Source organism: Paenibacillus tundrae, from assembly GCF_030812775.1.
Lineage (GTDB): Bacteria > Bacillota > Bacilli > Paenibacillales > Paenibacillaceae > Paenibacillus > Paenibacillus tundrae_A.
This window is the reverse complement of record NZ_JAUSTI010000012.1, coordinates 117812-131092: the sequence shown is the minus strand read 5'-3', so window position 1 is coordinate 131092 and position 13281 is coordinate 117812. Positions and strand designations below refer to the sequence as shown.

The 13281-nt window shown below is 46.4% G+C and carries 10 protein-coding genes; 4 read left to right on the top strand and 6 right to left on the bottom strand.

Annotation, left to right across the window (positions count from 1 at the left end; all coding sequences use genetic code 11):
• The first annotated feature begins 4 nt into the window (after window positions 1–4).
• The 3 genes from J2T19_RS20075 (at window position 5) to J2T19_RS20065 (ending at window position 4199) form a co-directional block, all read left to right on the top strand.
• Entirely contained in the window at window positions 5–1609 is a 1605-nt protein-coding gene (locus J2T19_RS20075) for an extracellular solute-binding protein (protein ID WP_307218863.1), read from the top strand.
• 378 nt (window positions 1610–1987) lie between these two features.
• Window positions 1988–2989 (top strand): GTP 3',8-cyclase MoaA, encoded by a 1002-nt coding sequence (gene moaA / locus J2T19_RS20070; RefSeq protein ID WP_307218861.1) that lies wholly within the window; start codon window positions 1988–1990, stop codon window positions 2987–2989.
• Window positions 2990–3362: 373 nt separating this feature from the next.
• Window positions 3363–4199 (top strand): methyl-accepting chemotaxis protein, encoded by an 837-nt coding sequence (locus tag J2T19_RS20065; RefSeq protein WP_307218860.1) that lies wholly within the window; start codon window positions 3363–3365, stop codon window positions 4197–4199.
• A gap of 248 nt (window positions 4200–4447) precedes the next feature.
• On the opposite strand, the gene J2T19_RS20060 is transcribed toward J2T19_RS20065, so the two are convergent.
• Window positions 4448–5059 carry a LysE/ArgO family amino acid transporter gene (locus tag J2T19_RS20060; protein ID WP_307218858.1) on the bottom strand — a complete coding sequence of 204 codons (612 nt, stop codon included), beginning with the start codon at window positions 5057–5059 and terminating at the stop codon, window positions 4448–4450.
• Window positions 5060–5236: 177 nt separating this feature from the next.
• Between J2T19_RS20060 and J2T19_RS20055 the strand changes: the two genes are divergently transcribed.
• Window positions 5237–6709: an aminotransferase-like domain-containing protein gene (locus tag J2T19_RS20055; protein ID WP_307218933.1), complete on the top strand. Its 1473-nt coding sequence runs from the start codon at window positions 5237–5239 to the stop codon at window positions 6707–6709.
• Between the two features lie 141 nt (window positions 6710–6850).
• Here the strand turns inward: J2T19_RS20055 and J2T19_RS20050 are convergent, their stop codons facing one another.
• The 5 genes from J2T19_RS20050 to J2T19_RS20030 form a co-directional block, all read right to left on the bottom strand.
• On the bottom strand, window positions 6851–7678 hold the full coding sequence (locus J2T19_RS20050) for a carbohydrate ABC transporter permease (protein WP_307218856.1): 828 nt from the start codon (window positions 7676–7678) through the stop codon (window positions 6851–6853).
• Window positions 7675–8559: a carbohydrate ABC transporter permease gene (locus J2T19_RS20045; RefSeq protein WP_056702097.1), complete on the bottom strand. Its 885-nt coding sequence runs from the start codon at window positions 8557–8559 to the stop codon at window positions 7675–7677. Before J2T19_RS20045 ends, J2T19_RS20050 begins: the two co-directional genes overlap by 4 nt.
• A gap of 225 nt (window positions 8560–8784) precedes the next feature.
• Window positions 8785–10065, bottom strand: a complete 1281-nt coding sequence (locus J2T19_RS20040) for an ABC transporter substrate-binding protein (protein ID WP_307218853.1) — start codon at window positions 10063–10065, stop codon at window positions 8785–8787.
• Between the two features lie 157 nt (window positions 10066–10222).
• Window positions 10223–11320, bottom strand: a complete 1098-nt coding sequence (locus J2T19_RS20035; protein WP_307218851.1) for a response regulator — start codon at window positions 11318–11320, stop codon at window positions 10223–10225.
• The gene (locus J2T19_RS20030) at window positions 11317–13107 is read right to left on the bottom strand and encodes a sensor histidine kinase (RefSeq protein WP_307218849.1); all 1791 of its coding nucleotides are present in this window, start codon (window positions 13105–13107) and stop codon (window positions 11317–11319) included. Before J2T19_RS20030 ends, J2T19_RS20035 begins: the two co-directional genes overlap by 4 nt.
• Between the last annotated feature and the right edge of the window lie 174 nt (window positions 13108–13281).

Below are 13281 nucleotides of genomic sequence, written 5' to 3'. Positions count from 1 at the left end.
ATCTATGACAACACTTATGCTTATCGTACTCTTGAGTGGCTGTACGGTATCAGGAAGAGAAAGTGCACAAGTGCAGCAGCAGACCCATCTCGCAAGCGCTGAGAAGGATGCAGCCCCTGAATATAACATCTCTTGGACTATGCATCAGAATACCCCGGTTCCTGAGGATGCAGAGATGATTGTATACCTTGAGAAGTTATTTAATGTGAATCTGGATGTGTGGAACCTGGAGAACAAGCGTTACGAGGATCTGCTCGACTTAGAGCTTGCTCAAGGGAATATACCGGACCTGTTCCGAATCAGGCAGCCCCATGATTTGCTTAAATATCAGACACAAGGGGTATTAGCGGAAATCCCCCAAGAAGTGCTTGAGCAACATGCACCTAATATTGTGAAGCGTATCCGGGATTATGATCCCCGGTACTTCGAGTACGGTAAAATAGATAACAGCTTATACGGTATTCCCGTTATCAATGAGACCAATATTTACCGAACCCCGATCGTTTATCGAGCAGACTGGCTGGAGCGGCTCGGACTAGACACGCCCACAACATTGGATGAGTTAGAAACGGTTCTGTATGCCTTCGCCAAAGGTGATCCTGACGGAAATGGTAAACAGGATACGTATGGTTTGTCCAAGGAAGGTATGAATGTGGTGTTTGGCGCTTTTGGGCAGACTGTTTTTACCGAGCAGCTATATTTTAATCTGAAAAATGATCAACTTGTCATCGGTGCCCTGGAGCCTGAGATGAAGCAAGCCTTAACTTATCTGCAAAAATGGTACAGGGACGGCATTATCGACCCAGAGTTTATCACCGGCGAAAATAAAGGCGGTTACAAGCATCTATCCCATGCTTTTATTAACGGTAAAATTGGAATGACCTCCATGGGTAACTATTATCACTGGACTCAGGAGGGCGATTACAATATCCTGAACGAAAAAGGCGAAGAAACCCCGATGGCAGCTTCGTTCAATGTCTATGAACTTCAACAAAAGAATGCAGACGCCAAGGTGGTATTTGGTTCCCCTGTCGTTGGCCCGGATGGACTTAGTGGCTCAAAGGGCAACAACCTGCTCATGAACTTTATTGCAATTGGAGCTGAGGCGGTAAAGGAGCCAGGTAAACTTGAAAAAATTCTGGAAATTCTAGACTACGTCAGTGCCAATCCTGATCCGCATGAGCAGATCAGAATGGAGCATGGTGTTCAAGGTAAGCACTGGGACTGGGATGGTAAATCCGCAAATACGTTCCACCTTCTCCCTCCGTATAACCGAATGGAGAACTATATCAATACGATCGGCTCCAGTATCGGTATGACGGTTCCTGGTGGCTCGATCGGCGAACGTGAACAGTGGGCTGCGTCTGTAGGACTGTCAGAGGGCGGTATCTACAATCACCTGGAGGTGGCTACTCCTGCCCTAATTCAATATTCATCTGACTTGGTCAGTATGAGAGACAAAGCATACATTTCCATCATCACTGGTGATCAGCCTGTGGAGAGTTTCGATACCTTTGTGAAGGAATTCATGGAAGCTGGTGGAGAACAGGTGCTTCGCGAAGCCAATGAATGGTTTAAGAAGCATCCGGAAACAAGTTCCACGCAATAGATTTAAGCCCCTTTTAACGCCGCAAAACGAATGCTATCATCCGACGTCATCATTGACGCGGATTGGAGAAATAGCTAAAATTTGATGCAACTGTTCTTTTTGAATTTGTCGCATTTATTTTGGTTAGCATGTTGTAACATGCTCTTGTATATAAGATCAACGATATTTACAGTAGCGGAGAGAACAGAAATAACCTGAAGAAGCGAAGCGTTCGCCTTTATCCCCGGATTTGACCCTTTGGGAAAAGAGAATCAAAAAAATCTGGGGATAACAGCGATTGGAAGGTTGTTCTGTTCTGGAGCCTCAATGTAAATATTGGTTGTTGAACTTATATAGGAAAGAGCTTTTTCCAATCTGAGAGGTGAAAGGGTGGTCTGCATGGAAATGCTCCAGGACTCATTTGGCAGAATACATGACTATATCCGTATTTCTGTTACGGACCGCTGTAATTTGCGTTGTGTATACTGCATGCCAGCCGAGGGAATGGAATTCGCCCCCCATGATGAAATAATGAGCTATGAAGAAATTGCTCAGGTGCTTCGAGTGCTGGCTCCTATGGGAATGCGCAAAGTGCGCTTAACCGGCGGTGAACCATTAGTACGCAAAGACCTGCACAAGCTCGTCGCGATGATCTCCGCCATTGACGGAATTGAAGATATTGCTTTAACTACGAATGCATTGCTGTTGGACAAGCAGGCTCAGGCGCTGAAGGATGCTGGACTGAACCGAATTAATATCAGTCTGGATTCCTTGCGTGCGGATCGCTTCTCCATGATTACCCGTGGCGGTGATGTCAACAAGGTGCTGAAAGGCATTGAGGCAGCGACCAACGTTGGGCTCGAACCGATTAAGCTGAATGTGGTACTGATGAAAGGCATTAATGATGATGAAATCAAGGACTTCATCGCGCTGACCCTTGACCAGCCACTTCATGTTCGGTTCATTGAATACATGCCGATTGGGCATGCTTCTGACTCTTGGCGCAAGTCCTATTTGCCACTCGAAGCTGTCACCGATGTATGTGCAGAGGCCGGATGGACTGTGGATCAAACCGAAGGCCCTGCCGGGAACGGACCCTCACGAAACATGAAAATTTCAGGATCACAAGGTACATTCGGATTGATTCATCCGGTAAGTGACCACTTCTGTGATAACTGTAATCGTCTGCGTTTGACCGCAGATGGACATATCAAAGCCTGCTTGTATTGGTCAGATGAGTATAACGTGCGACGCTTTGTCGATGATCCTGCGGCGATGGCTGCTCTTTTCCTCAAAGCACTCGGCACCAAACCGAAGAACCATGAGATGGCTATGGCACTGGAACAAAAAATGCAAAGCCATACACCAACAGCGAGACGGATGTCTCAGATTGGTGGGTAAGGCTGCTATACACTAGTCTTTGGAACACAGGGAGCTCGATCTGATTCCCATCCACAGCGAGTATATTGCGCCCATCGAGTATACTAATCACATCGAGAGTGTACAGCATATGTACTCCCTCTAAGCGTTTAGCACGGCTAAACAATATCGAAATATGTGAGTTACACGATTACATTGCCTAGAGAGAACCTCTGGGCTTTTTTATTGAATCTCTTTTGTAGATAACTTTTTTCTATATAATTCACCGTCCCTGTTTCAAAGCTTTATGATAAAGTTAATTATACGTTTAGCCTTTTACATAGCTTCAAGATCTAAGGTAATAACGTAGCAACGCGAACCAAACATATCAGACATCATGTAGGAGTTGACCAAATTGAATATTGTTGATGCCCTTGTAGCAGCCTGTCCTTATTTTAAAGTTATGTTTCTCAAAGACGATCTGATGCTCGCCGTGACGGATACTGAGAAATTTGTGTATTACGTCCCGAGTGAAGATTGTGACCTGGGCATTCGAGCGGGTGATCCGATCTCATTAGAAGATCCTACTCTCCGCCGTGCATTGATTCATGGGGAAACATCCGCTAATCGGATTCCCGAAGAATTCTATGGCACAACGATTAACTCTTCAGCTACACCACTTCGGGACGAGAACGGAACCATTGTAGGCTCCTTTGCCATCGGTTTCTCGCTCAAAAACGAAGAGAAGTTGGAGCATTTCACCCAACTGATTACGGAAATTAGTTCCCGACTCCAAGACATGGTGCAGACGGTAGCTGCCCAGTCTCAGCAATTATCTGCATCGTCTTCTCAAATCCTCGATAACACGCGGCAGGCGGTACAGAATTCGGGTGAGGTAACCAAAGTGGCATCGTTCATTCGAGAAATTTCTGAACAAACGAACCTGCTTGGTCTCAATGCTGCGATTGAAGCGGCACGAGCAGGTGAGATGGGGGCAGGATTCGGCGTTGTGGCGTCGGAGGTACGTAAACTGTCTGCCGGAACGAAGGAAGCAACCGTCAACATCGAACGTTCGCTACGTGAGGTTCAGCAATCCATGAAAAACATGGAGGATGAGATTACATCCATCGCACAGTCTAGTAGCAATCAAGCGGAAGTTGTCACGGAATTTAGTGATGTTATTGAGCGACTGAATCATACAAGTCACGAGTTGAAAGTATTTATTGAATCCATGCTATTAAAAGCAGATTAAATCCTGTTCCAGCGGTGGCTATCCTTCATAATCGACTGATCCGATGATATAACACCTCTGTGATTCGTTAGACCTCAGATCTGGGAAAATAGAAGCGAATAGCGTGTGTCAGGTTCATTACATCAAAATAACGCCAAAAGGGCTGTCCCTCGTCATATTCATGACTTATGGGATGCCCTTCTTTTATTACTAGTGAGCTATTGAAACTCACATGTTGAACAATGGTTAAACCATGAACGATGCTCTATCTATAACGATTGAAGCAGTTTCCACAGCATCATGCCCGCCACGCCAACCAAGATTACAGCCGAGATCCGATTGAACATCACACTCATGCGCCCTGAACGATCTAACCGCCCCATACCTCTGCCTGCTCCTGCTAATCCCATAAACCATACCCAGGATACCACTGCTGTCGTTAAGGCAAAATAAAACCGCTCCATGCCGTCATACTGAAGTGAACTCGTGCCGATGACAGCTACTGTATCTAATAAAGCATGTGGGTTCAGGAGAGATACGGAGGCTGCAAATGCAATTTGCTGACCTGCGGACAACACGCTCCCTGATTCATGTGCAGCACTCGCTGACTTCCACATGCCCCATGCCATATATAATAAAAATAGACTACCTCCCGCATACAATACACTCGTCAGCAAGGGCCATTGCAGCAAAATAAGCGATACACCCCCGACGGCTGCTCCAATCAACAAAGTATCACTAATAGCTGCTGTTATGATTGCTGGTAAAGCATTCGAAAATTTCTGTTGCAGCATCCCCTGATTAAAAATAAATACATTCTGAACGCCTAGTGGCAAAATCAATCCAAAGGCCAATATTATCGCGTGAACAAAAACACCCATATGTTCTCCCCCTAAGTCTGTTTATCTATAATAAAGGAGGATGAACTCGACGTAACCAACCACTTGGATGGCATGTATACCAACCAAATGTTATATTGTCCATAACGATGCGAACGCGCCTTAAATGCACATATTGGAGGTTACAACGAAGTGAAACGTTCTGATTCGTGGCCAAGCATGGACTGGAAGCCTAATCCCTCACAACCCTTGCCACTGTATCAACAAATCGAACTGTACATTCGCCAGAAAATTACGAGTGGCGAGTGGGCTCCAGGAACCCGCCTGCCTTCCCAGCGAACCTTAGCTCAGTCTATGGGGATTAATCGCAGCACACTTGTCAGCGCTCTAGATAATCTCACGGCCGCAGGTATGATTGAGGGTAGACATGGCGGTGGTACGTATGTATGCAGCTTAGACTGGAACGCTCTGCCTGTTCGGGAGATTCCTAATTGGGAGGAAGCTTCCGAAGAAGGCTCCTACTATCCTAATCTTCCAGAAGTGCAGCAGATTAACCGGTCGGAATTTCAACCAGGCATCATCCGCCTCGGTACAGGTGAACTGGCACCAGGGCTTATGCCACATGACGAATTCAATGAGATTTTGCTCACTTTATCTCGCCGTTCCCACAGCCTGAATTACTTGGAGCCACAAGGTAGTTTGGAACTGCGTGTTGCGTTATCTGCGTATTTACGGGAGTTTCATGATATTCAAGCGTCACCTGCATCCATTCTGATCGTATCCGGCTCCATTCAGGCTCTGAATCTCGTATCTGTAGGTCTGCTTCCACGGGGAGCGACGGTCTTACTGGAGAAACCATCGTATCTGTATTCCATCCATGCCTTTCAGTCTGCTGGACTGAAGATGGGCGGCATTCCCTTAGATGACGAGGGCATACAGCTTACTGAATTGAGCCAGGCTTCCAACCGAGCATTCAAGCAAGGTAACTTCCCACTCCTTTATACGATTCCTAGCTTCCACAACCCAACGGGCAAGCTGATGAGTGCACAGCGGCGTGAAGAGCTGCTTGCTACGGCGTATACAACAGGATTCTCCATTCTGGAAGATGCCGCCTACATGGATCTATGGCTGGATGAGCCTGCACCTAAGCCACTGAAAGCGTTAGATCAAGAGGGACGCGTACTGCATATGGGCACACTGTCAAAAGCAGTTAGTCCCGGTCTGCGGCTTGGCTGGTTAGTCGGCCCCGAACCAGTCATTCGCCGGCTCGCAGATATTAAGATGCAGACGGATTATGGGACAAGCTCTCTGGCTCAAGAAGCAGCTGCGGTATGGTTCGCTGATGGATATCACGAGCGGCACATGGATCGTATAAGACCTGAACTGCGCAGTCGGCGTGATCATATGCTGGAACTACTGCAACGATATTTTGGGGAACTTGCTCAGTGGAATATACCTCGTGGCGGGTTCTATATCTGGCTGCAATTCACTTGTGCTCCCCTCTCCATCAGACGACTCTTCCAAATGTGCTTGGATCGCGGTGTACTTATCCATCCTGGATACCTGTACAACCGTCTCGATCAAGAGCATATTCGCCTGTCTTATGCGTATTGCACACCAGAGCAGATGGAGGAAGGACTAAGCATTCTTGCAGATACCGTCCGTGAACTGCTCACTTCTCTTGAAAAGTAAATTCAAAAAGCCGCCAAGAACAGAGCGAGAATGCTCCCCTAAACTTGACGGCTTGTTATTATACTCTCCATATCCTTGCTCTATACTCTGCACGTTCTGTTCTTCGCCCTTTACGCTAGATCTCGTACAGTCTTCTCTCGCTTACCCTTTTACCGCTCCCTCAGCAATACCTTCCATAATGAACTTCTGGAAGAAAGCATAGATCAGAATAACGGGAATTGCGGTTAACACCAAGGAGGATAGGATTAGAGGCCATTCCTTGTTGTATTCGCCAAACAGCATATTGGTGGACAAAATGAGCGTATAGTTATTCACATCGGTTAGCATCAACAAAGGTAATAAGAAATCATTCCAGATCCAGAGGAAGTCCAGAATCGCAATCGTTACCGTGATCGGTAACAATAACGGGAAAATAATCTGAAAGAAAGTCTGGAACTCATTACATCCATCCATCTGCGCCGATTCCTCCAACTCCCGCGGAATAGACTTCACAAACCCGTGATAGAGGAAGATGGCCATGTTAACGCCAAGCCCAATGTAGATCAGAGCCAGACCATACGTACTTCCCTGAACCGAAAGCCCTCTCGCCATCCGTGTCAGCGGAATCATAATGGAGTGGAATGGAACCAACATAGATGCTACAAACAGGAAGAAGATGATATTGCTCAGTCGACCTGATGTTCGTGACAGCTTGTATCCAGCCATCGAGGCTGTGAGTACAATGCCGCCAATGCCAAGAAATGAGACAATTGCCGAGTTCATGGAGCTGTGCAGCAGATTGATTTTGGTAAAAGCTTCTGCATAGTTCTCCCAATGCAGTGTCGTTGGCAATGCGATAAAGGATTGGAACATCTCGCCTTGTGTCTTCAACGAGTTCACTACAGCCATATAGATCGGTAGCATCGCGAAGAGAGAACCTATGATCAGCAGTAGTCGGATGAGATAACTGTTCAGCCGTTGCATCCTCATGCTTCCACCTCTTTCTTCTTCATCACCGTAATCTGAATCAATGTGAAGATCAGAACGATGATGAATAGAACAACCGATTTGGCACTCGCATAGCCATACCTGAAGTTATTGGAGAACGCCTCTTCATAGATATTCATCGTAATCACCTGTGTGGCTCTACCCGGACCGCCACCTGTCAGACCATACACCACTTCAAACACTTTGAAGGCTCCGTTCAGTGTCAGGAAGAAACAGATCGTTATCGCATGGGTAATCATCGGCATAACGACATTGCGCAATACCTGGAATGCATTTGCCCCATCGATCGTGGCGGCTTCCTTCAGGCTCTTCGGTACACCTTGCAATGCAGCAAGATAGATGATCATCATGTACCCTACACCATTCCAGAGCGATACGATAATGATGGAGTAAAAAGAGACCTTCGGATCACCCAGCCATTGCTGATCCAGCAGAGAGAACGCGAGTTTCTCAGCAAGCTGCGGCAGCACTTGGGAGAATATGAATGTCCACATAAATGCACTGATGATTGTACTGATCATGTTTGGCATGAAAAACAAGGTTCGGAACAATCCTTTGCTGCGTGTCCGTGTCTCAATGAATACGGCGAGCAGTAAAGCAATCCCATTTTGCAGAATGAGCATAAATACCACATACTTCATCGTGAACCACAGGGAATTCAGAAAGTCAGGGTCTTCCTTAAATAATTCGATAAAATTACTTAAACCAATAAAGCTATAATCCCGATTAAGTCCATTCCAGTCCGTTAAGCTATAAAACATACCGCTAAATGTCGGAATCAGCAGGAATATCGCATAGATGACAAAGGCAGGCGCAGTGAACGCAAGCAATGACAGATACTTCTTGAACACATTCGTAGCCATAGAATCTCCCCCTTTTACTGTAAGTGCGTGTTCAAAAAGGCGGTTATCAGCTTTTGAACAACCTCCATAAACAGACTTCGTGTGAACGGGGGAACGAAGTACGTTCTGCCAGCCGTTTCATCTGCTTAGGGACTGCGAAGTATAAAGCAACGCTAATTTGTTGACAAAACTCCTAGACCGCAGGGTTTTGTCAACAATAGCGGGTACGAAGTTACTCGCAGCTCCTTACTTGTTGACTTTGTTGTAGGACTTCCATGCCTTGTCGAGTGCATCGATAACCTGCTGCTGATTCAACTGCCCGGAGTAGTAGCCTTGCAGTACTTTACCAGATTCATCTTTGACTGCTTGAGGAACAGCCGGGTCTTGATAAGCCTTGCCTTCATTCACATATTTCAGCGCATCGTCAACCCAAGGGAAGCTCTTAAAGTCATGAATTTTAGCTACCGGGTTAAATTTCAAAGCCTCGTAGAAACCGCTAGAATCCTTGTCATCGAGAACATAGTTTACAAAATCGAGTGCCACTTCTTTGTTTTTACTTGAAGAGGATACGGCTAATGAAGTAGAGGTACTCAGGTTAATCTTTGTATTGTCCGGGTTGTCGTCGATCGGCATCGGTGCCACACCAAAGTTCATATCCGGGTTAGACTTTAAGATTGTCTCTGCATACCAAGGTCCCTGTACCCACATTGCTGCTTTGCCTGTTGCAAAGGCTGCCGCCGCATCGTCTGGCCCTACTTCCAGCGCTCTTTCTGTACCATTAGCTGTGACCAGATCGAAGATATTGAAGATTGCCTTCATGTCCGAGAATGAGCCTTGATCTTGGTTCATTTTGTCTAAGAAATCCTTGTGATCCGTCTGTGACAGCGCACCTACTGTAAGCGGCAGGAAGAGCTGAGGAACCCAAGCTTCTTTGTAAGAAAGCTCAAATGGGGTAATGCCTGCTGACTTCAGCTTCTCTACCACCGCTTTCATCTCAGTTAAGGTCGTTGGTACTTCCAATCCTTGCTCTTCGAAAATATCCTTGTTATAGAGGTATCCCCAGGATAACGTTTCCAAAGGAACCGCTACGACCTTCCCACTTGAATCAGTAACCGATGGTTTAACCGAATCGAGCAGCTTATCCACGAACGGTTGCCCGGATAGATCCTCCAAGTACCCTGCCTTACTGAACGGTGGAATCTCGTTAACAGCATGAAGGGCGAATACGTCTGGTGCATCATTGGAGGCAAGACGTGTTTTGAGAATCTGGGCTGCATTATCTGCTGGTGGCATCTCCAGCTGCACGTTCACTTCAATATTTTTCTCGGCTTTCTCCTTGGCTTTGAACTGTTCTATATATTTATCGTAGTGTTCTTTCAGCCGTGGTTGTGCGACGAATATTTTGAGCGAAACCGTGCTTCCTGCTGCAGTGCCTCCCTCCGAACTTTCTGTACCCGCATTGGAACCGCAACCTGCCAGCAGAACGCTTACCAGAACCGCACTTGCTACGCTTTTCCATATCTTCATCTCTTATGACCTCCCGGTGTGACTGCTTTGTCTTTCATGGGATTATTATATATCACTAAATGTAAGCGCTTCATTGGACAAAATTAGACTCCTGTATTGGATTATTTTAAACCTTAATCCAAGTAACGATTCTGGAAAGCGAGTGTACGACATGTCATTAGTCGAATGAATTCGTATGACCTTTACGCATCTCACCAGGCGACAGTCCAAAGTGTTTTTTGAATACACGGTAAAAGTACGATACGTCCTCATATCCAGTCATTTCTGCAATATGTTTGAATGGAACCTGGTCATCTAGCACCCACTCCTTGGCTCTCGCCATGCGCAGTTGTACGATATAATCGCTCACATTCACGCCATATTCGCGCTTGTATACCTTACTCATATATTCCTTACTGACAAAAAAGATCTGTGCAAGCTGCTCCAATGTGATTAGCTCCATGCAATGCTGCTCGATATATTGCTTCACTTCATCCAGATTCAATCGATTCTTGAATTTGCGCTGTGCAATCAGTTGCTCCAACGCTTGTTCATAGGAATCAGCCACCCATTCCACAGCAGTTGAGATGGAGGATAAAATATGAGCGGGAGGCAGCACAGCGCAGGAAGGCTGCTGCTCATACAATGCGTTCGTTCCACGGAGCTCTGTAAGCAAGGTCTGCAATTCATATACGATCCTTCCTAGCTGCTGAGGTCTATGAATCTCCGTACCCTTCAATGTGTTCTCCAGCTGTTGGAACAACTCTTGAAGTCCCCCAGTATTCAGGTCGTTGAAGCGCAGCCTGAGCTGATGCTGAAATACCGCAAACTCACTAGCAAAAGCAGATGAATAAGGCTCCCAGGATTCAGGCCCGTATGCTGTCTTTTCCAGTTCTCGTTGGCACTTAGCTAATACCGCATTTAACTCTTCCGGGTTCACAGGCTTCAATAAGTAATCTGCCGCACGGTGACGGATGGCATGCTTCGCATAATTAAAATCGTCATACCCACTGACCACAATCACTTTGATCATTGGATACTGTGCACTTAACGTCTGTAGCAGTTCTACACCGTCTGTACCGGGCATTCGCATGTCCGTAATGATGATATGAGGCTGAAGTTGCCCGATCAACTGGAGCGCCTCCTGACCGTCCTCTGCCTCACCAGCTACAATCATACCTAGCTCTGCCCACGCCCCCAGGTTGCGTAAAATATCACGATTCCACGGCTCGTCGTCCACGAGCAACACTTTGTACTGCATTTGCTCCTTATTCATAAGCGTTCGCCTCCTGTAGAACAGGGAATTCGGATCATCACTCTCGTGCCCTGTCCTTGCTCACTTTCAATTCTCATGCCATATGCAGATCCGAAATGCATGACGATCCGTGAAGCAGCATTCACAAGACCAATGCTTGTACCTGTGCGCCAGACACGATCCCCCTGTTGAGACATCCTGGACAGTCTCAATTGCATCTCACTTAATTTCTCCTCATCGATCCCAACGCCATTATCACTGATTCGAATAAGTACTTCATCTTGCTCGCGGATCACCTCTACGTGTAATCTCCACTCCCCCTGCTTCTTTTCCAAACCATGGACAAAGGCATTCTCCACGATAGGTTGTAGAGATAGCTTAGGAATGTAACAGTCACCGATTACACCATCCATCTCCATGTTGTATTCCAGCTTGCTCGCAAATCGCTGTTTCTGGATCAACATATAATGCTCCAATTGATCTAACTCAGACTGGAGTGGCACAAGACCATCCGGAGCTCTGACGATATAGCGGAACATCTCGCTTAATGCACGAATGACTCTGTAGCTGTCCTCCGGTTTCTGCGAATAAATCATGCCGCCGATCATCTGTAATGTATTTTGAAGAAAATGAGGATGGATCTGTGACTGCAACGCTTTGAGCTCCGCTGTCTGTTTCTCTAAATTCATTAAGTAATTATCCCGAATATGCTCTCGGATGCGACTCGCCATCCCATGTAGATTTTTCTCCAGCAATCCAATCTCATCCACCCGTCCACTGCGAACCACTTCCTTATCCTTGATAAGCCGAATGCCTTTCATCGAATTGGCCAGTCTAACAATCGGTTTCGAGGTACGCCATGCCACGAGAACAGCGATCCCAATGGAAAATACAGCAGCTAGTCCGCCCACCACAAGCCCGTATTTCATCGTTTCCAATGCACTCTCATTAATGACATGGGTAGGCACAACTTTAATAAGGCGTAGCCCCGATGGCTCAATGGAGTTATAAAATACGTATGAGTTGGCTGTGCGAATCAAACCTGATTCGTCGGTAGACTTCGCCACTTGTTGCAGTGCCTCCGTTGACGGTGGTTGCATGCGGTCGGGCTGATAGAGCACCGTCCCTGACCGATCTGCGATGTACACCGAGTAATCTCCCCGAGTGTCCAGCAGCTCCAGCGTTTGATTGAATTCAGCCCATTTCACTTCAAGACTAATCGCCCCGATCTGCTCCTGATCCTCGAATCGATTCATGCTGCGGGTCATATGAAACTTATTCGGATCACTCTCATCATTGTTGATGGTAAAGTCCTTATGCTGATCAAATAGCTCACGATACCCCTTCGGAATTTCAGTAACGGTTTTGATCCGGCTCTCCATCGAGTTGAAGGTGAACAACGTACCTAATTCTTTTAAATACAGCTCCACACCAAATACATAATTTCCAGCAGAGTAATATACACTGTTTAACATATTGAACATCGACTTTTGCTCATCAAACCGACTTGCCGCCGACGCATCCTTATTTAATGCAAGGTATTGGTGAACCTCATCACTGATCTGAATGGAGTAGACGATATTATTCATCCGAGCGAATTGCTCGCCCAGATAGATCGAAGCCCAGTTCATATTGGTGCGGTTCGTTTGCATAATCTCCTCTTCCATGGAAGAACGAGTATTCTCTGCAGCCATCGCCGTCATGATAATGACAGGCAGCACGGCAAGCAGGGCCATTGTGAGAATCAGTTTGTTGCGAATGCTGCGTTTGAACGGATCTGTAAGCTTTCGATAAAGTTCGATGAACATGGTGCCCACTCCCAAGCAAAAATAAGACAAACGCCCCAGCATATTGCCGAGGGCGTCTTGGTCTTTTGTTTTCAATTATTATGCGGCGTGCTTTTCTGTATAGATTGAACAAATTTTTTACACTGACCACTGCGATGACAGAACAACATTCCGATCGCTGTTATCCCCAGATTT

Coding starts and splice junctions, on each gene's coding strand:
- J2T19_RS20075 (WP_307218863.1), top strand. CDS start 5: ATGACAACACTTATGCTTATCGTACTCTTGAGTGGCTGTACGGTATCA.
- moaA (WP_307218861.1), top strand. CDS start 1,988: ATGGAAATGCTCCAGGACTCATTTGGCAGAATACATGACTATATCCGT.
- J2T19_RS20060 (WP_307218858.1), bottom strand. CDS start 5,059: ATGGGTGTTTTTGTTCACGCGATAATATTGGCCTTTGGATTGATTTTG.
- J2T19_RS20055 (WP_307218933.1), top strand. CDS start 5,237: ATGGACTGGAAGCCTAATCCCTCACAACCCTTGCCACTGTATCAACAA.
- J2T19_RS20050 (WP_307218856.1), bottom strand. CDS start 7,678: ATGAGGATGCAACGGCTGAACAGTTATCTCATCCGACTACTGCTGATC.
- J2T19_RS20045 (WP_056702097.1), bottom strand. CDS start 8,559: ATGGCTACGAATGTGTTCAAGAAGTATCTGTCATTGCTTGCGTTCACT.
- J2T19_RS20040 (WP_307218853.1), bottom strand. CDS start 10,065: ATGAAGATATGGAAAAGCGTAGCAAGTGCGGTTCTGGTAAGCGTTCTG.
- J2T19_RS20035 (WP_307218851.1), bottom strand. CDS start 11,320: ATGAATAAGGAGCAAATGCAGTACAAAGTGTTGCTCGTGGACGACGAG.
- J2T19_RS20030 (WP_307218849.1), bottom strand. CDS start 13,107: ATGTTCATCGAACTTTATCGAAAGCTTACAGATCCGTTCAAACGCAGC.